The following is a 24,905-nucleotide window of genomic DNA, read 5'->3' as shown; positions in this document are numbered from 1 at the left end:
GGTCATAAGGAATTCGGGCAAGATCGTCGAAGTACGACAGAGAGGAGAGCGACCGTGGCATTCGTCAAGGAACCGGATATCATCCCGGAAGAGGAACGGCAGTATTTTGCCGATACGGCCGTCTTTCCCGAAACAGTGGACGTCAACATTCGTCAGCTGGATCCCATCCCGGCCCCCAGGGTCTTTTTGCGCTCGCGACCCCTGGATCCGGAGCGTATGGGGTTGGTGCGGGACTCCCGTCAGGCCATTCGGGATGTTCTGCATGGCCGGGACGATCGGCTGCTGGTCATCACCGGCCCCTGCTCAGTCCACGACCCGGAGGCTGCTCTGGAGTACGCCCGTCGTCTGTCGGCCGTCAATGAGCGGTTGAAGGATCGGCTGCTGATCGTCATGCGGGTCTACTTTGAGAAACCCCGGACCACAGTGGGCTGGAAGGGGCTGATCAACGACCCCGATCTGGATGGAACATTCAACATTCGCAAGGGGATTCGCCTGGCCCGTCAGGTGCTCTGGCAGGTTCTGGGACAAGGGATTCCGGCGGCCACGGAATGGTTGGATCCCATCACCCCGCAGTATCTCTCCGACGCGGTCAGCTGGGGGGCCATCGGGGCTCGGAACACGGAGAGCCAGGTCCACAGGGAACTGGCCAGCGGCATGTCCATGCCCATGGGTTTCAAGAATTCGACCGAGGGCAGCGTAAAGGCAGCGGTTGATTCCTGCCTGGCCGCAGCATCCGAGCATCACTTCCTGTCCATCAACCTGGACGGCCATGTCATCGCTGCCGAGACCAGGGGCAATCCAGATTGTCACTTGATTCTGCGCGGTTCCAGTCATGGCCCCAACTACGATTCGGAGTCCGTCCGGTCCGCCCTGGAGGCCATGCATCAGGCCCCGCTGGGCCCTGGTGCCTGCCGGGGGCTGATCGTCGACGCAGCCCATGGCAACTGTGGCAAGGATCCAGTGCGTGAGGCCCAGGTGGTCGAAGAGCTGGCAGAACGTATCGCCAAGGGTGAGCAGGGCCTGTCAGGCATCATGATGGAGAGCTTCCTTGAGGGCGGTCACCAGGCTCCGGCCCCGCTGGATCACCTGGTCTTCGGCCGGTCCGTCACTGACGCCTGCATTTCCTGGGACAGGACCGAGGAACTGCTGCAGATCCTGGCCGATGCCGTGCAGGCTCGTCGGGAAAGGAGAAGGCATGAGCCGGATGAAGGATGAGCCACAGGAGCCTCTGCCCCGACCCAGCAAGGCCTACGAGGTTGAACTGGTGCACAAGGCGCTGGCGGCAGGCGTCAACCCCTTGCAGACCGGGAACGTGCCCAGGTGGGAGGACGAGGTAGGCATAGGCCGGATCGTCAACAGGAGGGTCTTTGAGCTTGACCGCCTGCCTTCGCCCGCGCAGATGCTGACTCGATATCCCTTGGACGGGTCGGCCAAGGATCTGGTCATCCGCTCCCGGCAGGAAATCGTGGACTGCCTGCATGGGCGGGACGACCGGCTGCTGGTCATTGTGGGTCCATGCTCCATCCACGACCCCGATGCTGCGCTGGACTATGCCCGTCGTCTGTCGGCTGTCAATGAGCGGTTGAAGGATCGGCTGCTGATCGTCATGCGGGTCTACTTCGAGAAGCCTCGGACCACGGTCGGTTGGAAGGGCCTGATCAACGACCCCGACCTGGATGGCAGCTACAACATCCAGAAGGGCCTGGTCCTGGCACGGCGCATTTTGCTGGGTGTGCTGGAGACCGGGCTTCCGGCGGCCACGGAATTTCTTGAGCCTACATCGCCCCAGTACATTTCTGACGCGGTCAGTTGGGGGGCCATTGGTGCCCGGAACACGGAGAGCCAGGTCCATCGGCAGCTGGCCAGCGGCATGTCCATGCCCATCGGCTTCAAGAACGCCACGGATGGCAGCGTGGATGTGTCCATTGATTCCTGCTATGCAGCCTCTCAGCGCCATACCTTCTTCGGAATAGACCATGAGGGTCAGGCTGCGGCTGTGGCGACCATGGGCAACCCCGACTGCCATCTGGTTCTTCGCGGCTCCAAGTCCGGCCCCAACTATGATCAGGATTCGGTGCGGGCAGCCCTTGCCGTGCTGCGCCAGCGCATGCCTAAGGACAGCGCGGCTGCCCACGGACTGCTCATCGATGCTTCCCATGGCAATTCCGGCAAGGACGAGCGGCGCCAGATCCAGGTTGTCCATGAGCTGGCCCAGCGGATAGGCGACGGTGAGGAAGGCGTCACTGGCCTGATGATGGAGAGTTTCATACGTGGAGGCAATCAGAAGCCGGCCCCATTGGATCAGCTGGTCTACGGGTGTTCGATCACCGACCGTTGCATCTCCTGGCCTGATACCCAGGACCTGCTGGAGGAGCTGGCAGGAGCAGTGGATCGTCGTCGAAGCGCAACTCGTTGACTTGCGCCTGCAGTAGTCTGGTCGGGCTGCAGTTGCAGGTGGAATCTTGGATAAGGAGTCAGGTATGAGCGAAGCGGATGCTTCCCCGAAGGGTGAGGATCGGCGGCCGGTTGCCGTCATCGGGGCCATGGATGAGGAGGTGGCCCTGATCGGCCGAGGTCTGCAGCAGGCGGATCAGGATCCCCGGGCCGGTGAAGCTGGCCTGAAGGTCATATGCGGCGCCCTGAATGGGGCGCACGGCCCGGTTCGTCTGGCTGCCACCGTGGGTGGCATGGGTACTGTCAACATCGCCGCCACCACACAGTATTTGATCGATGCCTTCCACCCCAGGGCCGTTATCTTCTCCGGCATTGCGGGCAACCTGAACAAGGATCTGCACATCAACGACGTGGTTCTTGGCGGCACCCTGCGTTATCTGGATACCGACATGCGATTGGTGGCCCAGTCGGCGCCCGGCACCGAGGAGTTCCACTCGGACCCTCGCCTGCTGGATCTGGCAAGCCGGACTCTGGACTCCATGGGGATCAAGCACATCGTCGGCACCATTGCAACAGGTGACTACTTCGTGGACAGCCCGGAGAAGATCGCCGAAGTCAAGGAGCAGACCGGGGCCGACGCGGTCGAGATGGAGGGAGCGGCTGTCTGCCATGTGGCGGCCCGCAACAAGGTGCCAGCCCTGGTCATCCGCGCTCTGAGCGACAACGCCGACACCGACTACGAGGTCTTCCGGGAGTTCGACATCTCCGAATATGCAGACACGGCCGCCAGGCTGGTGCTGGGCATCGTGCGCGAGCTCTGAGCGCAGGTCAGCAAGGAGCCCTCAGCCGTGCAGCTTGGCGCCTATGGGCCTGCGATCTGACGGGTTGCGCCCGTCAGGGCCTAGATGCCGTGAATCTGCTGCAGTTCTGCAGTCCCCGAAGCTGGCTGGCTTCGAACTTGCCGTGCCTGTGAACTTGACGGCTGCACCCGACCTGTGTAGTATTGCCCCTTGCATACCAAAGACCGTTGGTCGGGACCCTTGGGTCTCCTAAGTTCGGTTGATCGAGCCAGCACAGGTTGAGTTTCAAATCGGTCCTTGCGACCTGTTTTTGCTCTGCCTGTCGGCAGGGCTTTCTTTTTGCCTGCCATGCTCGGTCGTCCGGCTCCCTCCAGAGGTCTGTCTAGGAAGGAACGCCATGAAAAGGCCCGAAAAGGAAGAGGCTGTCGCCAGGCTGACGGACAAGTTCCGTGACGCCGACGCCATCATCCTCACCGAGTACCGCGGGCTCAGTGTTCCGCAGGTCGCCGATCTGCGGAACAAGCTAGGCCGCGATACTTCCTACAACGTGGCGAAGAACACGCTAGCCCGGATTGCGGCCAAAGAGGCTGGAATCGAGGGTCTCGATGAGATGCTTGCCGGCCCCTGCGCCATCACCTTCGTCAAGGGTGATTACGTCAATGCCGCCAAGGCGCTGCGTGATTTCGCCAAGGACAACCAGGCACTGATCGTCAAGGGCGGCTTCATTGATGGAGCTGTTGTTGACGCGGATGCCATGAAGAAGATCGCGGATCTGGAATCCCGCGATGTTCTGCTCTCCCGGATGGCCGGCGCGCTCAAGGGCACCATGTCCAAGGCCGCCAACCTGTTCGTCGCTGTGCCTACCAAGGCCGTGCGCACGTTCGACGCCCTGCGCGAGAAGCAGGAAAAGGCCGCCTGAGTCCACGGCCACTGGCCCGGATTCATACGGCAAACACAAAAAAAGATGTTCGGTGATCGGCCTACCAGTCAATGCCGGTCGCCACAAATGAAAGGAAGCCATTATGGCCAAGCTCTCCGCTGACGAGCTCATCGACGCGTTCAAGGAAATGACTCTGGTCGAGCTGTCCGACTTCGTCAAGAAGTTCGAGGACGAGTTCGACGTCGAGGCCTCCGCCCCCGTGGCCGTGGCCGCTGCCGCCCCCGGTGCTGCTGCTCCGGCTGAGGAGGAGAAGACCGAGTTCGACGTCGTCCTCTCCGCCATCGGCGACAAGAAGATCCAGGTCATCAAGGCCGTCAAGGCCATCACCAACCTGGGCCTGGCCGACGCCAAGGCTCTGGTTGACGGTGCCCCCAAGGCCGTCCTGGAAGGTGCCAAGAAGGAGGACGCCGACAAGGCCAAGGCTCAGCTGGAAGAGGCCGGCGCCACCGTCGAGCTCAAGTAGTCATCGGCTCTTTCTGAGCCCTTGCATGCTGGAAAGCCCTGTGCCGTCACCGACGGCCCGGGGCTTTCCCATATCCGGCCATGCCATGGGGGATGGGTGTGCCTATTTGTTCGGAGACTATCTGTGCGAGGGTGGACCAAAGTGTCTGAATTGATTCATGGCAGGCAATGAACCACGTGCCGTTTTCGCAATCAGGACTGCAGATGCTCCCGATCCGGACGGCTCCAAGCGCTGCTCTATGCCTGCGAACCGATCATGTGTCCTTTATCAGGTAATTCGGCACGCAATCAATCCTATCTCTGGGTTTCATGACAGAATAGGCGATAGTACCGAGTGAAGGCGGCTGCAGATTTGGGAGGTCGAAAACGTGAGTGACGATCGGCGACCGGGGCAGGTGTGGATAGTCAAGTTCAATGGGGCGGAAGAGACCCGGCTCAAGCCTGGCGAGACCGTCGAGATCGGCCGCAAGCCTCTGCGTCCGCTGGCCGATGACGGTCGGCGTCGTCTGGAGGTGCCCGATCAGACTAAATCCATGTCCAAGCGGCATGCCATTTTCGCCGTCGACCAGGACGGTCTGGCCACCCTGCGCGACATGGGTTCCACCAACGGCTCCTATCTGATCCAGTCCGACGGATCGCTGGTCAGGCTGCCCGTGGACGCCGCCTTCCCCCTGTCCAGCAGCTCGGCTCGCTTTCAGTTCGGTGATGTCCCTGTCGACTTCGTGCGCATCAACAATCCCGAAGAGGATAAGACCGATCCCTCGCCCCGGGTGCCCGACCTCTTCTCATACTCCACACAGCCCCGGGGCATGGTGGAGCCTGATGCGGCAGAAATGTCCGTCGACGACATTCTGGACATGCGCGCCGGCGAGCCCACTGGCATCTTCAAGGCCGACGGGGTTCGCAACCGGGTCACTGCCCTTCACGATATGGCCCTGGGCGCTGCCAAGACGGCCGATTCTTCCCAAGAGGCCGGCGGTGCTTCACCAGATCGTCCTGGAGCTGCCCCAGCCGCTCGCGGTTCGGAGGGCAATCCGTCGTCGCCTTTCTCAGGAAGACCGGAGCCAGCAGATTCCCGAGGCCCGCAGGTTCGGTATTCTGACAATGCTGATTCAGCCGAGCATGGCCAGACCGGCAGGAGACCGGCCGATGTCGGCTCGGCTGATGGTCAGGGATCATACCCTCGCAGGGCCTATGCCGACCAGCCGGATGATAGAGCATACGAAGACCGCGAAGGTGACCGGCGTGGTGGCGAAGCCCGCCAGCCTCTGCCATGGCAGGAGCACGAATCCGAGCAGAGTCTGCCGCTGGTCGGCACTCGGCAGGAGGACAGCCAGCCGGTCGACCGCGATCTTTTCGCTGATGCTCGTCGTTCCCGTTCCGCTGAATCCGCCCCTGATCAGGATCGCTACGACCAGGATGCTCGCGATGCCCGTGATGATCGTCGGCATCACGATGATCGTGCAGCTTCTGGCCGCAGGGGCTATGCAGATGGTCAATCACGACAAGGCCGGGGGAGGCAAGCGGACACCGCCCAGGGATTCACCCCGCTGGGAGCCGTAGAGCTGGCCCGCCTTTCCAAGAAGGAATCGGATCAGGCCCGACGTCCTCAGCCAGCGGATCAGCCGGATGATGACCAGCAGTATCAGCCGGCCTTTGAGCCCGGCTCGGTCTTCGAGCGGGTCTCCAAGGGTGACTATGACCGTGGCCAGGAGGCCATCGTGGTGGACGGAATGAGCTCCGATGATGCCAAGCGTACTGGTGACTTTGCCCTGCAGTTCGCCATGGCCAAGCATCGCCAGCTGCTGCCCTTTCTGGCGATGAATCCGGCCCTCTATGATGATCTGTACGCCTGGTTGGAGGCTCAGGGCGACCAGGACATCGACGCGGCCCTGCGCAACAATGACGGGTATCACGAATATCTGAACGCCGTGCGGAAGTGAGTGGACGGATGAGCGAGACGGTAATGAGCACCGGGGGATCGGAAGAAGACAAACGGGCCGAAGATGCACAGGCATCAACGGCCGGGTCCTCCTCCGACCGTACGGCAGAAGAGGTCAAGGCCCCGTTGACTCCACTGGAGCGAATCCGGGGATGGCGCCAGGGCTACCAGAACCAGGTGGGACTGACCCCACTGGAGAATGTGTCGCAACTGGCGGCGCAGATGGACCTCACGCACGCGCATCCTTCAGGCATTGCCCAGCTCTTCGCCAGCGGCCAGGTTCATCTGGATGCGCTTTTCCGGGACCGCGGCATGCTGCGCGCGGCCCACCGTCGCATGGAGCGGGTCCTGGACGATCAGGCCGCCAAGGAGCGCGCCAGCGGTTTCGCCCAGCTCTCCATGGTGGTAGGGGTGGCTGCCTGGCAGGGGCGCGACATGCCCGTACTGCTCTATCCCGTGCGCATCGATGAGAGCGCACAGGGGGCCTCCAGGGCTTCCATCAGATTCACAGGCAAGGTGGATCTCAATCCTGCCTTGATCTCGGCCATGCGCGAGCGGGGCATCACCCTGGATCCGGAGCGTCTGTTTTCCGCCTCCCACTATCAGGGCGGCACCCCTGAAACCTCATCGCTTTTCAAGGACATGACGGCCCTGATCACGCCGCATATCAGCGACTTCACCATTGAGCGGAAAATCGTTCTGGGGTGCTTTATCGAGCCATCGGCCCAGCTGCTGGGCGAAAGCCTTCGGATTCTGGATCGGATGACCGCTGGATCCACAGGCAACGATCTGCTGGATGCCTTGGCTGGCGACCAGGCAGCCTCCGAGCGGCTCAAGGGCGGACCAGTGCCCGACTACAGCCCCTTCGATGCTGACCCTCACAGCGAGTTTGAGGCTGGAGATGTGGACAACCGGGTCCGTTATGCCGCCCAGCTGGTGGCGACCGGGCACAGCGTGCTTGTGGATGAGCAGACCGGCCTCCACAGCGCCGACGATGCCCTGGCCATCGCCTCGCGCTGCGTCACCGCCGGCAGGACCGTGCTCTATGTGCCCTGCGTGGTGGAGGAGAAGCGGCGTTTCCAGCATCGTTTGGATGCTGCCGGGATGGCTGACATGGCCCTTGATCTGACCGATGACCAGCTGGGCAGGGTCCTGGACCAACGGCTGATCGATGCAGTGGGGTTCAAACCCGGCAAGGCCAGCGAGCATTTTGATCAGGTGGCTGACGAGCTTGTGGGTGTCCGCTCCCGACTGACCCGCTACCTGGGCGATCTGCATGGGGTGGATTCCAACTGGGGGGTTTCGGCCTACCAAACCATTCAGAATCTGGCCAACATTGCCAATATGCCTACGCACCCCGCCACCCGTGTCCGTCTGGGCGCGGCCACCGCCCACGATCTGCAGCCCGATTTGGATGCGTGGGCGGACAAGCTGGAGAGGGCTGCCGAGTTGGGCGAATTCGTCATCGGCCCCCAGGACACTCCCTGGTTCGGTGCCACCCTGGTCAACGAGAACGAGGCTGTGGACGCCTACTCCCGTGTGGTTCGTCTTCTGCAACGGCTTCTGCCGGACACCCGTGAGCAGGTCAAGTCCACTGTAGAGACCTGCGGATTCCCCGTGCCCGCCACCGTCAAGGATTGGGGACGGCAGGTGGTGGTCCTCAAGAACCTGCGCCGGGTCCTGGATGTATTCCAGCCTTCCATCTTCGAGCGCGATATTCCCGCCATGATCGAGGCCACCAAGTCCAAGGCCGATCGCAAGGCCAATGGCACCAATCTGGGATTCTGGGAGCGTCGGCGTCTGGTCAAGGAGGCCAAGAGCCTGCTCAGGCCCGGCGCCCAGGTCGAGGATCTGCATGAGTCGCTGGTGGTGGTCTCCAAGCAGGCCGAGCAGTGGCGGACCTTCGTCCCCCACGGCGGCTGGCCGGTCCTGCCGCCCAAACTGGACGTCATCATCGACACGCAGGAATCCCTGATCCGCGACATGACAGCTCTGGACACCGTCCTGGACTCGACTCCGGCTGGCGGCGATCTGGAGACCATGGACTTCAACAAGGTGGAGGAGCGACTCAAGGCGCTCTTTGACGACCATACAGCCTTGGACACCTTGCCTGAGCGCTGCGCTTTGGAGGGTGAATTCAGCAAGGCAGGGCTGGAGGAGCTGGTCCAGGATCTGCGCAACCGCCAGGTTGAAGGCAAGGCGGTAAGGGCCGAGCTGCAACTGGCCTGGTGGACCACGGTCTTCGACGACATCATGCGCTCCTCGCAGATCATCTCCAACCAGGATGGCTCCGCCCTGTCCAACGCAGCCGACCGCTTCAGTCAGGTGGATGCCCAGCATGTGGCCAGCGTAGGGCCCATGGTTGCCCAGGAGAGCGAAAAGCGTCTGTCCGAGCTGCTTTTCTCGCGCACCCAGGAGGCCAATCAGCTGCACACCATGCTGGCCGGCAACCCCGGTGCCTCCCTTGCGGTCTTCCAACAGGCCCACCCCGGCATCCTGTCGGCGGCCAAGCCCATCATCATCGCGACTCCGGCCACGCTGGCAACCAGGACCAATCCGACACAGCTGGCCGATACGGTCATCATCGATGCCGGGGCCCATATGCCTTCCATCCAGGTGCTGACTGTGTTGGCTCGGGCCCGGCAGGTGGCGGTCATCGCCCACCGGCCCACCATCACTTCGGATGGCCTTTTGCAACTGGTCGACCATCTGGTCCCGGTCACTGTCAAAGCCCGACCCTCGCGCCGTTCGATTCGGTTGGACGCCTTCCTGAAGGATCACGGTTATGGGGATCTGTCGGCACCTGTCCCCGATTGTCGGGAACCTGGCAGGGTGACCCTGACCAGGGTGGAGGGCGCTGGCGTCCCGGTCATGGCCACCGGTCTGGTCGAGTCCAGCCAACAGGAGGTCGCTGCCGTTGTCGACATGCTCAAGCGCAGGGCCGGATCCTTCTCCCTGGTGCCGAACAGTTATCTGCTGACTGTGGTCACCCTGTCGGCTACCCACCGCTCAAGGCTGGGCGCCGAACTCAAGTCGGCGGCAGCCAAGGACAGGGTCTTCGCCAAGTTCCTGCGGCATGTACGCATCGTCGGCATTGACGAGGTCTGCGGCGCCCGTGCCACGGACGTGATCCTCACTCTGGGCTTTGCCAAGACCACCCACGGCCGTCTCCTGCAGCAGTTCGGCGATCTGGAGGGCGAAGGGGGCAAGGGCATGCTGCTGGATGCCCTGGTCCTGCCGGATCGGAATCTGGATATCGTCGCGGCGTTCTCTGCCGATGATCTGGAGGACGACCGTCTTCACCAGCCTGGACCGCGTCTGCTCAAGGAGCTGTTGACCTGGGTTGAGCATCCCGACGCGGAACCGGCCCGGCCCGAGCAGGCCGAGCAGTCCACTAATGTGCTCTTCCGGGATCTGGCCCAGCGGCTGCGGACCCGGGGGCTGGACGTGGCCTTGGATTACGGGTACGACCAGGCGCCCCGGATTCCGCTGGTGGTCGGGCTCAAGAACAAGCCCTTTGCTTTGGCCGTGCTAACCGATGACGCCGAGTTCATGCATACCCAGTCCACACGGGAACGCCACCGGTTCACCACCGAGGACCTGCAGTATCTTGGCTGGTCGGTCATGACCGTTTGGAGCGTTTCGGCCTTCGTCAACCCCGACAAGGAAGCCGACAGGATCGTCGCCCGTCTTGCCGATATCTATCAGCAGGCGCGTTGATGGCGGATGATCAGCTGGACCACGGCGATCAGGCCGGTGAGCCTGCGGCTTCACGCCCGCGTCGGCATCGCCGCGTGGTGCGCCCAGGCAGGGAACGGTTCGATGTCGACGGCATCGAGGAGGATCCCCAGGACAGGATCTGTGCGCAGGATCGTCTTGACGGGGATGACCGGCGGATCCTGGGCGAGCTGCCGCCCCACTGGGGACTCTTCCCCAATGAGCGCGGCGACTGACTGCCGGTCCTAGTCCTGGCCTTTGGGCAGTCCGGTTCCGGCCTGTTGACTGTCTGAACCTGTTGACTGGTGGATGTCTTCGGCGATCTGGCGCAGCAGCTGAAGGGTCTGGTCCTGAGGGCTGGGTGCGTTGGGCTGGTCCTTGATGCCCGAGGCTGCCCGGCTCAACTGCCGCAGTTTGTTGATGGGCATGATGATGCAGAAGTAGACGGCGATGGCGATCAAGAGGAAGTTGAGCAGGGCCGTCAGAATGGCGCCAAAGGAGATGGTGGCGTTCCGGTAGCTGATGGTCAGGAGTCCCGACAGATCCGGTTTGCCGAAGATCATGGCGATCAGTGGGCTGATCAGATTGTTGACGATGGCATTGACCACGCTGGTCACCGCAGAACCCATGACCACGCCCACGGCCATATCCACCATGGATCCACGTGAGATGAACTGCTTGAACTCGCCCAACACCCCCTTGTTGCTGATCTGCGAGATCTTGTGGACTGCTTCGGTGGTATCCTTGGCCGCCACCTGATTGATCGAGGCCATCCTGCATCCTTCCGTAGCCGATGTGAGGCATGGAGCACCCATGCCTGCTTCTTCCTCCATTATCGCGGGCCCTGGATGGTTTCGGTTTTCCGACATGATCAGAGGGTGTCGGTGCAGAAGTGCCGTCGGGACGGATGGCGATGACGGGTGTGGATGGATCCAGCGATAGCAAGAGCAGAGCCTGACTGGCATTCAGGGCGAAGACGGCCTGGGACGCTTGCCGGACTTGGTTGCCCTCCCGCTCTTCCGGGTCGGATCGATCTTTGGCGATGGTCTGCGCCGGTTGCAGCGCCAGTGCCTGCTCGGCTATCATGCAGTGTCCGCCGCCTGAGGTCTGCCCGGGAGTCGGCGTCTGCATGTCGTTGACTTGCTGGCTATGGGGAAGCCCTGGCGCCCTATCAGAACCTGGTCGGTCTTGTGTGGAGGATGGTGGCAGAGAACTGGGTTGGGCGGGATGCGTGCTGGCGGCGGCTGGGCAGTTCCCCGAGGCCAGCAAACTCGCCTGGTCGCCAGCCTGCAGGTTTCCCGGGTCGTCGGCAAGGCGAACAGTCACCGGGGTGGTTCCAGGTGGCTGTGCCGGTCTGCTGCTGATCATGGCCGTGGTCAGCGGTTGCCCTGTGTGGACGCTGATCATCAGCCGCTGCCCACGTACTTGCGCAAATGAGGGGATCAGGCCGGGCAGACCTTCCCTGCCATGCAGGATTCGCGTTTCAACCATGGCGGGCTCGATGGCTGATCCGCGTGCAATGGGCCGCGCAGCGACCAGTACAGATAGGCGGCCCTGAGCCTGAAGCAGGATCTGCAGGGTGCAGAAGACCGCAAGCCCTAATGCCAGGGCGGCCCCTACACGCCGCAACCGAAAAAGCCGCCGTCGGCGGGTCAGGGATCCGGCTGCCGATGAAGGCTTATCCCTATTGCTGAAGATGGAAAAATCGGCCATGCCCCCAGCCTGCCAGGATCTTGGCCGGCGTATGGGTCTGCATGGTCGATGTGGTCGAATGTGCTTCTCGGTCTACTTGCTGCTTGTGGAGCCCGAGGAGGAGGATGAGGCTCCGTCGGTCCGGTAGAAGCCATGGCCCTTGAACTCGATGGGCACTGCGGAGAAGATCTTGCGGACCTGCTGTTGCCCGCACTTGGGGCAGATGGTGATGGGTTCGTCGTTGAAGGACTGCTCCTTGGTGAAGTCGTATCCGCAGTTCTTGCAGCGATAATGATAGGTGGGCACCGTTCTTTCCCTCCGCTGATGGTCGGTTCGCTCGACGATTGGTTCAACACCCAATATCCTAGTGGTGGCTTCGACCAGAAGAATCGGCACCGGGCCTCTCGTCAGCCTTGTTCATCACCATTATGGTCTGTGCCGGGCCTTCGTGACAGACCTGCGGCTGTGGGCGTGAAACCTTCAGGCGTCAGGACTGCATCCACAGGGAGATCATGGTCCAGATGGGGCAGAGGGGCTTCCACGAATTCGCCGGGCCAGCAGATGCCCACTACCGGGGTCCGGTCTGCACGCAGGACCAGGGCACGGTCATACCAGCCGCCGCCCCGGCCCAGGCGAATGCCGGCATGGTCGATGGCCAGCGCTGGCACCAGAATCAGATCGGCCTTACCTAAGGCCTGCGCCGGCAGGGCAGGCATATCGGGTTCGTCAGGCCGCCAACCTGGAATCCGCTTCATGTCATCCAGATCCTGCCGTGATTGCAGTCGGCCCCAACCTACTTCGGTGCCTGTGCCCAGCATGGGGATGAGCACCTGGTCGCCACGGCCCAGTAGGAGATCCAGGCTGGGGTCCATGGCTATCTCCCCACGAATGGAGGCGAAAGCAGCCACGGTCAGGCTTTGGCCGCCTGGGGAGCGTTCGATCCTGGCAAGCACCTGGCCTGCCAGCAGATCGGCAAGCTTGCGGCCTGCGTCCAGGCATCGGGCCGGGTCGATACGCCGTCGGGCTTCAAGCAACCGGCCGCGTCGATCCTGCTTGTCCGTATCGATGCGTTCCTGCTCGTTCATGTCCCCAGTTCTACCAGCAGGGGCTCTCCCTGGTGGACGCATGCCTGCCTTAGCAGCCGTTCGGTGAGAACATGGAGCCATGTCGGTTCTGCATACCTTCCGCCAGGTCTGGCAGGGTTCCCGAGCCCGTTCGGAACATGCCCTGGATCTGCCTGATCGTCTGACTCCGCCCCCGGGCCATGGGGACTTCCTGCTGAGGCCCATCCGCGAGGGCGACCAAGCAGCCTGGAACGCGGTCCGATGGAGGAATCGCGATTGGCTGGCCCCATGGGAGTCGGGGGATCCCCGCCACGGGCCTGGCATGACCTATGCCCAGTGGATGCAGGAGCTGGCACGTGCCCGGCAGGAGGGCTCTTCAGCGGTCTTCCTGATGGAGTTTCATCAGAGCATCGTGGGGCAGATTTCCTTGGGTGCCATCCGCTACGGGTCCATGCGTGCAGCGACAGCGGGCTACTGGGTGGACCAGGATTGGATTGGTCACGGGTTCGCGCCCCTGGCTCTGGCCATGCTGGCTGACTGGGCCTTCAGGGACAGGAACGGACCCCATCTGCACCGGCTTGAGGTGGCGATTCTGCCAGAAAACGAACGGTCCCTGCGCGTAGTCCGGAAGCTGGGCATGGAGCCGGAGGGGCTGCGCCGCAGCTATATGTACGTCAACGGACAGTGGCGGGACCACCTGACCTTTGCCTGGATCAGTGACCAATTCGATCCGGATTTGCTGGCTCGTCTATGAGCTCCTGGGACTGACATGGTCGACACGCTGGGTTTGACTTGCCGCTTGGGGCATACCGTCAACTAACGTAGTACCTATGGTTTATGAATCACTCAGCAGCATCGTGGTTTTGGTGATTGCGGTGATTCTGGTGCTGGGTTGGCTGCCGTTTCGCACCGTCAAGGGCATGAAGCGGGCCTCGGAGCATCGCCAGGACAGGCTTTCCACCTCCCTGCACATGGTGGGTCGGGAAGACGGCATGAGGTTCTGCGACAGGCAGTCGAGGACGGTGAAAGGGTTGGTCATGCAGCAAGGGCAGCAGGATGGCAACCGGCGCAGTCAAGCCCAGCGCATCAAGCAGATCAGACAGTTGCGCCGCGCGGCCATACGTCGTCGTCGCATCCTGGTTCTTGCCCTCTTGGTCATCACCCTGCTGGTGGCCGGCTGCTCCTTCCTTGTGGACTACAGCCCATGGTTTACGCTGGTTCCTCTGGCGCTGGTGGTAGTGGTGTTGGCCGCCGGCGCGCATGCCTCGGCCCAGGCCCGGGCTTGGGAGCGCAATTTAGCCCAGCGGCGTGCCCGGCAGCGTCGTCAGCAGGCAGCCAGTCTGACTAAGAGCAAGACCTCCGGCAAACCCGGTCAGGCCAAGAGTGAGGGCCGCACGGAAACTGCCACGGATGTGCTGGACCAGGGCGAGATCCGTCGAACGCTGGCCCAGGCCAGGGCTGATCAGCAGGCAGCTCTCAAGGCCAGGCAGCACAATTCCGCCAAGCCCGCAAATCCGACAGTCGGCAGCAGCAAGACTCAAGGTTCGGCTGGGTCCGTCAAGTCGACCGAGAAGGCCGCTGCGCAGACCGGGCATGCGACGAGCAGGCCATACGCTGCCAAGAAGGCCTCTGATCGGACCCCAGCCAAACAAGCGGCTTCTCGACCGAAGGCTTCCAAACCGGCAACCACCAAATCTTCAACGGCCCAAAAGGCTGCATCCAAGCCCGCAGCGCCCAAGTCGTCAGTGGACAAGTCCGCTGCATCTCCGCAGTCGGCATCCGTGCAATCCGCCGCTGCCCAGTCAGGCAAGTCGGGATCGGTCTCTGCATCTGCTGGCAACGAGCACCCAGCTTCGTCGGCTCAGTCCTCCGCATCTGGGGTATCGTCGTCCTCGGCAAAGGCCCAGGACGACGCCACCAATGAGCTCAAGCGCATCAATCCCTCTCCGGCCTTGGATGCCTTCGGCATGGCAGCAGGCCAGGATCTGATCTCCTTCTCCCTGGGATCAGCCCACGACGAGGGAACAGACGGGGACGGCAGGAATAGCGAGGACGAGGGTCCTCACAGCCTGGAGATCAAGTCCACCCGGCAGGTCTCCGTGGCCCGTCCCCCCGAAAAGAAACAAGCGGATCAGAAGAAAGCCGACAAGCGGCCCGACGACTTTCACAAGCAGGAGATGCAGGCCCAGGTCGAGGTGCCCGACCGCAGCGAGGACTCCCTGTCCATCGGCGTGGAGGCCATATTGGCCCGGCGTCGTCCGGCAGCCAAGTCCTGAGGGATCAATCGACGATTGGTCTTTCACCACCAGCGTTAGCACTCAAGTTGGCAGAGTGCTAATTTCGCGCTACTATGGCTTGTAGCGCAAAGGAATGCGTGGTGAGTGTTCGTCAGCCTCTCATCGACGTTCCGGCGTGGGTTCATTGGCTGTTCTCACAAGATGTAGGAGGTCCACAGTGTCGATTTCACTCACACCGTTGGAAGACAAGATCGTCATCAAGCAGGCTGAGGCGGAGACCAAGACCGCTTCCGGGCTGGTCATTCCCGATACCGCCAAGGAGAAGCCCCAGCAGGGCGAGGTGCTGGCGGCAGGCCCCGGCCGTCGTGACGACAAGGGCGAGCGCATCCCCATGGATGTCAAGGTTGGCGACAAGGTTCTGTACTCCAAGTATGGCGGCACCGAGGTCAACTACGGCGGCGAGGACTATCTGATCGTGTCCGCGCGCGACGTTCTGGCCATCCTCAAGTAAAGAGGCGGTGATAGTGGCCCCTGGTCCTGTGCAAGGACCGGGGGCCATTCGCGTCTCGGGAGGACCGTGCAGCGGAACAGACACCGCAGGAGCATATGGCGGCCACTAGCATGGTGCCCATGTACTATCGTCATCGCGCCAGCATTGATTCCCTGCCCGGATACCGGCAGGGCAGCCCGGCACCAGCCGTTGCCGGGTTGACCAGCTACAAGATCTCCAGCAACGAGAACCCCTATCCGCCCCTGCCGGGCGTGCTCCAGACCGTCTCCGAACAGGCCTTGGGCCATCTGAACCGTTATCCGGATATGCGTGGCACCCGTCTGGTAGAGCGGCTGGCCCAGCTGCACGGGGTGGATCCCGCATGCATCCAGCTGGGATGCGGGTCCACTGAGGTCATCACCCAGCTGGTTGACCTGGTGGCCGGTCATGGCGACCAGGTGGTCTATCCTTGGCGCAGTTTCGAGGCCTATCCCATCATCGTCACCTCGGCTGGAGCCACAGGGGTGCCCGTGCCCTTGGATAAAGAGGGGCGGCATGACATCGAGGCCATGATCGCCGCTGTCAACGAGCGCACCAGGCTGGTCATCGTCAACAACCCCAACAATCCGACTGCGACCAACGTCGACCGCGACCAGGCCGAACGGCTGCTGCAGGCCCTGCCTGCGGATCTGCCGGTGCTCTTTGACGAGGCCTATATACAGTTCAACGACGACCCTGCCCGCGCAGACGGATTGTCGTTCATGCGCGAGCATCCCAATGTGATAGTGGCCCGGACCTTCTCCAAGGCCTACGGACTGGCCGGTCTGCGGATCGGGTACGCCGTGGCTGCCGAGCCGATCATCGCCGGGATGAACAAGGTGGCCCTGCCCTTCGGCGTCACCGATGTGGCCCAGACGGCGGCAATGGCCAGCCTGGATGCACAGGACCGCCTGGCCGAACGGGTCCAGGCACTCAAGCAGGAGCGGGCCAGAGTACTGGCTGGTTTGCAGGAGCAGGGGTGGAAGATCCCCCAACCTCGGGCCAACTACTACTGGCTGCCCCTGGGCCAGGCCTCCGCGCAGGCTGATCAGCGTTTCCGCGACGCAGCCTTGTCGGTCAGGACCTTCCCTGGCGAGGGCATCCGCATCACTGTGGGGGAGAGGGAGGCCAACGACCGGGTGCTGGAGGTCTGCGCCGACCTGCGTCGACAGGGTTTGCCGCAGGATCCGATCGCCGACTGAAGGTTGCGCTGGCGCAATCGTAAAAGCATTTGACTGCCGTCCCTGCTGTTGTATGGAATGTCACAGCGGGGGCGGTTTTGCTCCTGTGAACTTGTGTCGTCTTGGATAAACCTATATATTGTGGTTGGCTGGCCAATTATATCCAACATATAGTGTTTATCAAGGAGCAGCAGTCACTATGTCTTCAGCAGATGCGGATCGGCACGATCCTCCCGATGGCGCCTCCAGGCTGGTGTATTTCTCCAGCGTCTCCAACAACACCCACCGCTTTGTGCAGCGGCTGGGCGTGGAGGAGCCCATCCGCATCCCCCTGTATGAACGGCGCCAGCCCATGCCTGTTATGGATGCGCCCTACCTTCTGCTGGTGCCCACCTATGGGGGCGGGTCAGCCAAGGGTGCTGTGCCCAAGCAGGTCATCCACTTCCTGAACAACCCGGTCAACCGCGGACTGATCCGCGGGGTCATCACCTCGGGCAACCGCAACTTTGGCAGCGCCTATTGTGCGGCCGGCCCGTTGATAGCCCGCCGGTGCGGTGTCCCTGAGCTCTATCGCTTCGAGCTGCTGGGCACCTCCGAGGATGTTCAAGCGGTCAGGGCCATTCTGGCCGGAATGGGAGTGCAGCTCCAGCAGCAGTCGACTGATTCACGAAAGGCGGTTTTGTCATGAGCCAGCAGGAAAGCACCGAAGAGAGCACCAAGTCAGCGGCCGGCGTCTATGCCGACGACGAGATGATGCGCCAATCCATCACCCCGCCCCAGTACCGTGTCACCCCTGAGGCCAGGATTCGCCCGGTCAATTGGAACAAGATCACCGACGAGAAGGATCTGGAGGTCTGGAACCGCCTGGTCTCCAACTTCTGGCTGCCCGAAAAGGTGCCCCTGTCCAACGACATCCCATCCTGGAACACGCTGACCGATCACGAGCGCCAGACCACGGTCCGCGTCTTCACCGGGCTGACCATGCTGGACACCACCCAGGCCACCATCGGCGAGCTGGTGCAGATCGATCACGCCCGCACCGAGCAGGAGCAGGCCATCTACACCAATATCGCCTTCATGCAGTCGGTCCATGCCCGCTCCTACTCCTCGGTCTTCTCCACCCTCTGCTCCAGCGAGGAGATCGACAAGGCCTACCGCTGGGCCGTGGCCAACGATGTCCTCCAGGAGCGCGTCCACACGGTCCTGCACGAGTATGTCAGCGAGGATCCCCTGAAGCGCAAGGTGGCCTCCACCATGCTCTCCTCGCTTATGCTCTATGCGGGCTTCTACCTGCCTCTCTACTTCTCCAGCCATGCCAAGCTGATGAACACGGCTGACATGATCCGGCTGATCCTGCGCGACAAGGCCATCCACGGCTATTACTCGGGCTACAAGTATCAGCGGGGTCTGGAGGAGAGGACCCAGGCCGACCAGGCCATGCTGGAGAAGTTCACCAACGATTTGCTGGACAAGCTCTACGATCTGGAGATGGTCTACTCCGGGCAGATCTATGAGGGCTTCCCCTTCGTCGAGGATGTCTTCGCCTTCGTCCGCTACAATGCCAACAAGGCGCTGATGAACCTGGGTTACCCGGCCCGGTTCGCAGCCGACCAGACCGATGTCAGCTCGGAGATCCTGGCGGCCCTGTCGCCATCGGCCAACGAGAACCATGATTTCTTCTCGGGTTCGGGCTCCTCCTACGTCATGGGGCATTCCGAGTCCACGGACGACGATGACTGGGACTTCTAGGCCAGTTGGAGACGGTGTGATATTGGGCACAGAAAACCCTATATATGCTCACCGTTTCCGATATCAACAGCACATATAGTAGTTCAGGCTCGCGCTGGGCGGGTTCTGATCGGTCCGTCCTCAGGGCGGGCATCACCGTCAAGACAGGCTCTGGATGGCCTGATCAGGAGGAAGCATGGAGCAACAGCAGACCGCCGGAACTGATTCGGAGCTCAGCGCTCCCGAGTTCGCCGCCCAGGGTCAGCGCCTGGGGGCTGTGGTCTACTTCTCATCGGCCTCGCGCAACACCGCCCGGTTCATCGCCAACTGCCATTTGGATGAGGAGGGGATTGACGTCTTCCGCATCCCTCTGAGGCCCAAGGACCCGCCGCTCAACATTCGACAGCCCTACATCCTGATCGTCCCCACCTATGGGGGCGGATCGGCCAAGAAGGCGGTCATGCCGCAGATCAAGCGCTTTCTGAACGACCCGGCCAACCGGGCCGGCATCCGCGGGGTCATCGCCTCGGGCAACACCAACTTCGGGGAGGCCTTCTGCATGGCGGGGGACATCATCTCCCGCAAGTGCAATGTTCCCTTCCTCTACTATTTCGAGCTCATGGGCACCAAGGAGGACCAGGAGAAGGTCCGCCGCGGGGTTGTGGATTTCTTCCGCAACCACCCCGAGTCCTGAGCCAATTTCATTACACGCATCATCACCGCAAAACTCATGAAAGGACACCCGATGGGAGCAAACGAGGACACGTCCCTGGCCCTGGACAGGACCGCATCCGAGGATGAGGAGACCTTCGATCCGGCTCACGACTACCATGCCCTGAACGCCATGCTGAACCTGTACGACAAGGACGGCAGGATCCAGTTCGACAAGGACCACGAGGCCGAGCGCCAGTACATGGACCGGCACGTGCGGCCCAACACCATGACCTTCCCCTCCACGGCCGAGAGGATCGCCTACCTCCTGGATCACGAGTACTACGACCGGAAGGTCTTCGATCGTTACACCCCTGAGTTCCTGGACAGGATCTACAAGCATGCGGCCGAGAGCGGCTTCGAATTCGAGACCTTCCTGGGCGCCTTCAAGTTCTACACCTCCTACGCGCTGAAGACCTTCGACGGCAAGCGCTACCTGGAGGACTTCCCCCAGCGCTGCGTGGCCGTGGCCCTGGAACTGGCCGACGGGGACGAGCAGGCCGCCATGAAGTACACGGACGAGATCATCTCCGGCCGCTTCCAGCCCGCTACACCCACCTTCCTGAACCTGGGCAAGGCCCAGCGCGGCGAGCCGGTCTCCTGCTTCCTGGTGCGCATCGAGGACAACATGGAGTCCATCTCCCGCGGCGTCAACGCCGCCCTGCAGCTGTCCAAGAGGGGCGGCGGCGTGGCCCTGCTGCTCAGCAACCTGCGCGAGATGGGCGCACCCATCAAGCACATCGAGAACCAGTCCAGCGGCGTGGTCCCGGTCATGAAGCTCCTGGAGGATTCCTTCTCCTACGCCAACCAGCTGGGCGCCCGCCAGGGTGCCGGCGCCGTCTACCTGTCGGCCCACCACCCCGACATCATGCGCTTCCTGGACACCAAGCGGGAGAATGCGGACGAGAAGATCCGCATCAAGTCCCTGGCCCTGGGCGTGGTCATCCCCGACATCACCTTCGAGCTGGCCAAGCGCAAGGAGCCCATGGCCCTCTTCTCGCCCTACGACGTGGAGCGGGTCTACGGCAAGCCCTTCGCTGACATCCCCATCACCGAGCACTATGAGGAGATGGTCAAGGACAAGCGGATCCACAAGAAGTACATCGACGCCCGTGACTTCTTCATGACCCTGGCCGAGATCCAGTTCGAGTCCGGCTACCCCTACATCCTCTTCGAGGACACGGTCAACAAGGCCAACCCCATCGACGGCCGGATCACCATGTCCAACCTCTGCTCGGAGATCCTGCAGGTCCAAGAGCCCAGCACCTACTCCGAGAACCTGGACTACGAGCATATCGGCCGCGACATCTCATGCAACCTGGGGTCCCTCAACATCGCCAAGGCCATGGACGGCGGACTGGCTGACACGGTCGAAACCTCGGTGCGGGCCCTGACCTCCGTCTCCGACCACACCAACATCGAGGCTGTCCCCTCCATCAAGCGGGGCAACGATGAAGGCCATGCCATCGGCCTGGGTCAGATGAACCTCCATGGCTTCCTGGCCCGCGAGGGCATCCACTACGGATCCGAGGAGGGGCTGGACTTCACGGACATGTACTTCATGACCGTGGCCTACCACGCCTACAGGGCCTCCCACGCCCTGGCCGTGGAGCGGGGGAAGGCCTTCGCCTCCTTCGCCAAGTCCGACTACGCCAAGCCGGCAGGACAGGGGAACTACTTCGACAAGTACACCGAGGGCAACCGTTCCCTGGAGCCCAGGACCCAGCGGATCAAGGACCTCTTCGACCAGTATCAGGTCCACATCCCCACGGTGGAGGACTGGAAGGAACTCCAGGCGGCCATCCTCAAGGACGGCATCTACAACCAGAACCTCCAGGCCGTCCCCCCGACCGGGTCCATCTCCTACATCAACCACTCCACCAGCTCCATCCACCCGATCGCCTCCAAGATCGAGATCCGCAAGGAGGGCAAGATCGGGCGCGTCTACTACCCGGCCCCCTACATGACCAACGAGAACCTGGACTACTTCGAGGACGCCTACGAGATCGGCTGGAAGAAGATCGTGGACACCTACGCCGAGGCCACCCAGCACGTGGACCAGGGGCTCTCGCTGACCCTCTTCTTCCCAGACACGGCCACCACACGCGACCTGAACAAGGCTCAGATCTACGCTTGGCGCAAGGGGATCAAGACCCTCTACTACATCAGGATCCGCCAGCAGGCGCTGGAGGGCACCGAGGTCGAGGGCTGCGTCAGCTGCATGCTCTAAGGCGCCTGTCCTCAGGAATGTGCAATCTCTGGTCGGTGCCGTCTTTGAGAGCGGCGCCGGCCCTTTGGCATCCGCATCCACAGGTCAGGTCCGTCCATGCGGTAGACTGACGGTCCAGTCTTGATCCGCTTCGCACTGTCGAACACCCATCCAACAAGGAGCAATCAACCATGGTCCCACCCATTTCCATTCCCCGGCAGCCGCTGAAGCTGATCGACCGGGTCTCCGCCATCAACTGGAACCGTCTGGAGGACGAGAAGGACCTGGAGGTCTGGGACCGTCTGACCGGCAACTTCTGGCTGCCTGAGAAGGTTCCCGTCAGCAATGATCTGCCCTCCTGGCAGTCTATGAGCGAGGAGGAGCACACCCTGACCATGCGGGTCTTCACCGGCCTGACCCTTCTGGACACCATTCAGGGGACGGTGGGCGCCGTCAGCCTGATCCCGGATGCGCTGACCCCCCATGAGGAGGCGGTCTACACCAACATCGCCTTCATGGAGTCGGTCCATGCCAAGTCCTACTCCTCCATCTTCTCCACCCTGGCCTCCACCCCTCAGATCGATGCCGCCTTCGAGTGGAGCGAGCACAACGAGTTCCTCCAGCGCAAGGCCCAGATCGTCCTGGACTACTACGAGGGCGACAACCCCCTGAAGCGCAAGGTGGCCTCCACCCTGCTGGAGTCCTTCCTCTTCTACTCGGGCTTCTACCTGCCCATGTACTTCTCCAGCCATGCCAAGCTGACCAACACGGCCGATCTGATCCGCCTGATCATCCGGGATGAGGCCGTGCATGGCTACTACATCGGCTACAAGTACCAGAAGGGGCTGGCCAAGGTCTCCGACTCTGAGCGTCAGGCCATGAGCGACTACACCTACGAGCTCCTGGGCGACCTGTACGACAACGAGGTGGAATACACCGAGAGCCTGTACTCCGGGGTGGGCCTGGTGGAGGATGTCACCAAGTTCCTGCGCTACAACGGCAACAAGGCCCTGATGAACCTGGGCTATCCCGCCCTCTTCCCCTCGGACACCACCGATGTGAATCCGGCCATCATCGCATCCCTGAGCCCCAACGCCGACGAGAACCACGACTTCTTCTCCGGCTCTGGCTCCTCCTACGTCATGGGCAAGGCCGTGGAGACGGACGACGAGGACTGGGATTTCTGACCGGTCTGTCCCGCCCTGACGCGGAAGACACGACGTTGGAGCGGGACTTGCGGAAAACAGAAAAACATGTCATTATAGGCAAGTTGCCGTACGGAGCTCCGGTTCTAGTGCGGCATGGCGGATTTCCCAAGCGGTCAAAGGGAGCTGACTGTAAATCAGCCGCGTAATGCTTCAGAGGTTCGAATCCTCTATCCGCCACGCCTCGGTAGCTCAGTGGCAGAGCACTTCCTTGGTAAGGAAGAGGTCGTGAGTCCGATTCTCACCCGAGGCTCTCTGGCGGGGTAGCTCAGCTGGCTAGAGCGTACGACTCATAATCGTAAGGTCAAGAGTTCGAGTCTCTTCCTCGCTACTGTGGCCGACATACGTCGGTCGTGCAACGACTATAGAGGTGAACCATGGCAAAAGCCGCAGATATCCGTCCTGGCATTACGCTGGCGTGCACCGTGTGCAAGGAGCGTAATTACATTACGACCAAGAACCGTCGTAACACTCCTGACCGTCTGGAGCTCAAGAAGTTCTGCCCCCGTTGCGGCAAGCATACCCTGCACCGGGAGACCCGCTGAGTTCTTCCCGTCTTTTGGCTTCATCGGAACCCGACCATCTGGTCGGGTCCTTTTTTATACAAGCGTTCTTCCTTATGCAAATCCGCCTATGTTTCTGCCCCGCATTATCTGCGGATAGTGTTGGAAGCAGAACGGGTTTGGCGATGTAGGGGCTCAGCCTTCAGAGAGCGCCCTGGTAGGCAGCCGCAAAGGCCTGATCCAGATCGGCGATCAGGTCGTCCGGGTTCTCCAGGCCTACGGAGATTCGAATCAGGTCGTCGCCCACACCGGCGCTGAGGCGGTAGGGTTCTGGAACCTCCCTGTGGGTGATCCTGGCCGGGTCCACAATCAGGGTGCGGCAGTCGCCGATGTTGGGCATGTAGCTCATGAGACGCACTGAGTTCACGATGCGCTTGACCTGCTCGTAGCCCCCTTGGACCTTGAAGGAGAGAATCGTGCCGACGCCCTTGGGCAGCAGGGTCGATGCCAGGTGGTTCTGCTGATCTGCATCGCCCTGGTGCCGCCCCTCGGGTATGCCCGAATAGTTGACCTGCTCCACCTGGGGAATGGTCAGCAGGTGGCGGGCCAGGGTTGTTGCCGTTTTCACCTCGGTGGCGACCCGCTGGGCCAGAGTCTCAAGGCCCGTCAGCTGCAGATAGGCGGTGAAGGGGCTCATGACCGCCCCAAAGGTGTGCAGGTACTTGGTATGGATCCTGTGCAGGAAGGCCATCTTGCCGAAGGCATCCAGAAAGCTGACCATGGACCCGTGCCGCTCGTCGCTGATGATCAGCTCGGGCTGGCTCATCTGCGGGAAGCGGCCATTGCCCCAGTCGAACCGTCCCGCATCCACGATGACCCCGCCCAGGGCATTGCCGTGGCCGCTGATCCCCTTGGTGGTCGAATGCACGACGATGTCGGCGCCGAAGGCGATCGGATTGAGCAGGTATGGCGTGGGCACCGTATTGTCGATGATCAGGGCCAGTCCATGCCGGTGGGCCAGTTCGGCCAGGCCAGGGATGTCGGCTATGGCTGTGGACGGATTGGCCACGGACTCAGCGAAGATGGCCCTGGTGTCGTCCTGGATCAGGGATTCCACTGCCTCAAGGTCGTTGATGTCGTCCACAAAATCCGTTTCGATGCCGAAGTTGGGAAAGAAGGTCTTCATGGTATCCACGGATGTTCCATAAAGATCGACAGGGGAGATCAGCCTCCCGCCACCTTCGGCTGCGCACATGAGGGCGGACGACACGGCGGCCATCCCCGAGGCCATGGCTACAGCCCCCTTGCCACCCTCCAGACTGGCCAGGCGGTCCTCCAGGACCTTGACCGTGGGGTTGGCCAGGCGGGAGTATGAGAATCCTTGAATTTCGCCGGCGGCCAGGGCGTCTGCCCGGTCGGCGGTGACCATGTCAAAGGCGGCCGACTGGTAGATGGGGACGCTGGCTGCGCCCCCGCCCTGGCTCTGACAGTCATAGCCGTCATGGACGGCTCTTGTTGCGAATCCTCTGCTCATACGGTTGTGCCCCTCTGCTTGTGTCCGGTCGGGAATCCCTTGCTAGCCCACCATCGA

General features: G+C 62.1%; 22 protein-coding genes, 3 tRNA genes and 1 pseudogene. 21 read left to right on the top strand and 5 right to left on the bottom strand.

Annotation, left to right across the window (positions count from 1 at the left end; genetic code table 11):
- The first annotated feature begins 54 nt into the window (after nt 1–54).
- The 8 genes from QRX40_RS01980 (at nt 55) to QRX40_RS01945 (ending at nt 10,491) form a co-directional block, all read left to right on the top strand.
- A complete protein-coding gene (locus QRX40_RS01980; protein WP_313835916.1) occupies nt 55–1,215 on the top strand; it encodes a 3-deoxy-7-phosphoheptulonate synthase in 1,161 nt (386 codons plus the stop codon).
- Nucleotides 1,196–2,416 carry a 3-deoxy-7-phosphoheptulonate synthase gene (locus QRX40_RS01975; RefSeq protein WP_313835914.1) on the top strand — a complete coding sequence of 407 codons (1,221 nt, stop codon included), beginning with the start codon at nt 1,196–1,198 and terminating at the stop codon, nt 2,414–2,416. Before QRX40_RS01980 ends, QRX40_RS01975 begins: the two co-directional genes overlap by 20 nt.
- Before the next feature lie 64 nt (nt 2,417–2,480).
- Nucleotides 2,481–3,215 carry a 5'-methylthioadenosine/S-adenosylhomocysteine nucleosidase gene (gene mtnN, locus QRX40_RS01970; RefSeq protein WP_313835912.1) on the top strand — a complete coding sequence of 245 codons (735 nt, stop codon included), beginning with the start codon at nt 2,481–2,483 and terminating at the stop codon, nt 3,213–3,215.
- Nucleotides 3,216–3,591: 376 nt separating this feature from the next.
- The gene (rplJ, locus tag QRX40_RS01965; RefSeq protein WP_045924838.1) at nt 3,592–4,113 is read left to right on the top strand and encodes a 50S ribosomal protein L10; all 522 of its coding nucleotides are present in this window, start codon (nt 3,592–3,594) and stop codon (nt 4,111–4,113) included.
- Nucleotides 4,114–4,216: 103 nt separating this feature from the next.
- Nucleotides 4,217–4,597 (top strand): 50S ribosomal protein L7/L12, encoded by a 381-nt coding sequence (rplL, locus tag QRX40_RS01960; RefSeq protein WP_045924837.1) that lies wholly within the window; start codon nt 4,217–4,219, stop codon nt 4,595–4,597.
- A gap of 367 nt (nt 4,598–4,964) precedes the next feature.
- Nucleotides 4,965–6,539, top strand: a complete 1,575-nt coding sequence (locus QRX40_RS01955) for an FHA domain-containing protein (RefSeq protein WP_313835908.1) — start codon at nt 4,965–4,967, stop codon at nt 6,537–6,539.
- A gap of 8 nt (nt 6,540–6,547) precedes the next feature.
- A complete protein-coding gene (locus QRX40_RS01950; RefSeq protein ID WP_313835906.1) occupies nt 6,548–10,258 on the top strand; it encodes a helicase in 3,711 nt (1,236 codons plus the stop codon).
- The gene (locus QRX40_RS01945; protein WP_306221311.1) at nt 10,258–10,491 is read left to right on the top strand and encodes a hypothetical protein; all 234 of its coding nucleotides are present in this window, start codon (nt 10,258–10,260) and stop codon (nt 10,489–10,491) included. Before QRX40_RS01950 ends, QRX40_RS01945 begins: the two co-directional genes overlap by 1 nt.
- Nucleotides 10,492–10,500: 9 nt before the next feature.
- Here QRX40_RS01945 and mscL read toward each other — a convergent pair whose 3' ends face one another.
- The 4 genes and pseudogenes from mscL to QRX40_RS01930 all read right to left on the bottom strand — a co-directional run bounded on the left by mscL (nt 10,501) and on the right by QRX40_RS01930 (nt 13,032).
- The gene (mscL, locus tag QRX40_RS01940) at nt 10,501–11,028 is read right to left on the bottom strand and encodes a large conductance mechanosensitive channel protein MscL (protein WP_313835905.1); all 528 of its coding nucleotides are present in this window, start codon (nt 11,026–11,028) and stop codon (nt 10,501–10,503) included.
- Between the two features lie 601 nt (nt 11,029–11,629).
- Nucleotides 11,630–11,968: pseudogene (locus tag QRX40_RS08730) on the bottom strand (SAF domain-containing protein); the annotation flags it as partial.
- Between the two features lie 72 nt (nt 11,969–12,040).
- The gene (locus QRX40_RS01935; protein ID WP_045924833.1) at nt 12,041–12,253 is read right to left on the bottom strand and encodes an FmdB family zinc ribbon protein; all 213 of its coding nucleotides are present in this window, start codon (nt 12,251–12,253) and stop codon (nt 12,041–12,043) included.
- 101 nt (nt 12,254–12,354) lie between these two features.
- The gene (locus tag QRX40_RS01930; protein ID WP_313835903.1) at nt 12,355–13,032 is read right to left on the bottom strand and encodes a 5-formyltetrahydrofolate cyclo-ligase; all 678 of its coding nucleotides are present in this window, start codon (nt 13,030–13,032) and stop codon (nt 12,355–12,357) included.
- A gap of 79 nt (nt 13,033–13,111) precedes the next feature.
- Between QRX40_RS01930 and QRX40_RS01925 the strand changes: the two genes are divergently transcribed.
- From QRX40_RS01925 to rpmG, 13 genes are all read left to right on the top strand, one after another.
- Nucleotides 13,112–13,765, top strand: coding sequence for a GNAT family protein (locus tag QRX40_RS01925; RefSeq protein WP_313835902.1), 654 nt, complete (start codon nt 13,112–13,114; stop codon nt 13,763–13,765).
- 103 nt (nt 13,766–13,868) lie between these two features.
- On the top strand, nt 13,869–15,287 hold the full coding sequence (locus QRX40_RS01920; protein ID WP_313835901.1) for a hypothetical protein: 1,419 nt from the start codon (nt 13,869–13,871) through the stop codon (nt 15,285–15,287).
- Between the two features lie 178 nt (nt 15,288–15,465).
- Complete coding sequence (gene groES / locus QRX40_RS01915) at nt 15,466–15,759, top strand: co-chaperone GroES (protein WP_015022393.1); 294 nt, start codon at nt 15,466–15,468, stop codon at nt 15,757–15,759.
- 119 nt (nt 15,760–15,878) lie between these two features.
- Entirely contained in the window at nt 15,879–16,979 is a 1,101-nt protein-coding gene (locus tag QRX40_RS01910; RefSeq protein WP_313836349.1) for a histidinol-phosphate transaminase, read from the top strand.
- Nucleotides 16,980–17,157: 178 nt separating this feature from the next.
- Nucleotides 17,158–17,646, top strand: coding sequence for a class Ib ribonucleoside-diphosphate reductase assembly flavoprotein NrdI (gene nrdI / locus QRX40_RS01905; protein ID WP_313835899.1), 489 nt, complete (start codon nt 17,158–17,160; stop codon nt 17,644–17,646).
- 65 nt (nt 17,647–17,711) lie between these two features.
- Complete coding sequence (gene nrdF, locus QRX40_RS01900; RefSeq protein WP_045925134.1) at nt 17,712–18,707, top strand: class 1b ribonucleoside-diphosphate reductase subunit beta; 996 nt, start codon at nt 17,712–17,714, stop codon at nt 18,705–18,707.
- Between the two features lie 175 nt (nt 18,708–18,882).
- Nucleotides 18,883–19,380 (top strand): class Ib ribonucleoside-diphosphate reductase assembly flavoprotein NrdI, encoded by a 498-nt coding sequence (gene nrdI / locus QRX40_RS01895; protein WP_101432834.1) that lies wholly within the window; start codon nt 18,883–18,885, stop codon nt 19,378–19,380.
- Between the two features lie 51 nt (nt 19,381–19,431).
- Complete coding sequence (gene nrdE, locus QRX40_RS01890) at nt 19,432–21,627, top strand: class 1b ribonucleoside-diphosphate reductase subunit alpha (RefSeq protein ID WP_313835897.1); 2,196 nt, start codon at nt 19,432–19,434, stop codon at nt 21,625–21,627.
- 170 nt (nt 21,628–21,797) lie between these two features.
- Entirely contained in the window at nt 21,798–22,793 is a 996-nt protein-coding gene (gene nrdF / locus QRX40_RS01885; protein WP_045924827.1) for a class 1b ribonucleoside-diphosphate reductase subunit beta, read from the top strand.
- Nucleotides 22,794–22,909: 116 nt separating this feature from the next.
- Nucleotides 22,910–22,991, top strand: a tRNA-Tyr gene (locus QRX40_RS01880).
- A 1-nt stretch (nt 22,992) separates the two neighbouring features.
- Nucleotides 22,993–23,064, top strand: a tRNA-Thr gene (locus tag QRX40_RS01875).
- A 4-nt stretch (nt 23,065–23,068) separates the two neighbouring features.
- Nucleotides 23,069–23,142 (top strand) — tRNA-Met (locus QRX40_RS01870).
- Nucleotides 23,143–23,188: 46 nt separating this feature from the next.
- Nucleotides 23,189–23,356 carry a 50S ribosomal protein L33 gene (gene rpmG, locus QRX40_RS01865; protein WP_015022386.1) on the top strand — a complete coding sequence of 56 codons (168 nt, stop codon included), beginning with the start codon at nt 23,189–23,191 and terminating at the stop codon, nt 23,354–23,356.
- Between the two features lie 160 nt (nt 23,357–23,516).
- Here rpmG and QRX40_RS01860 read toward each other — a convergent pair whose 3' ends face one another.
- Complete coding sequence (locus QRX40_RS01860) at nt 23,517–24,848, bottom strand: PLP-dependent transferase (protein WP_313835895.1); 1,332 nt, start codon at nt 24,846–24,848, stop codon at nt 23,517–23,519.
- Nucleotides 24,849–24,905: the final 57 nt, after the last annotated feature.

The organism is Bifidobacterium sp. H6bp9 (genome assembly GCF_032193695.1).
GTDB classification, from domain to species: domain Bacteria; phylum Actinomycetota; class Actinomycetes; order Actinomycetales; family Bifidobacteriaceae; genus Bombiscardovia; species Bombiscardovia kimbladii.
Note: the sequence above shows the minus strand (reverse complement) of the source record. Positions and strands in the feature narration are given on the sequence as shown.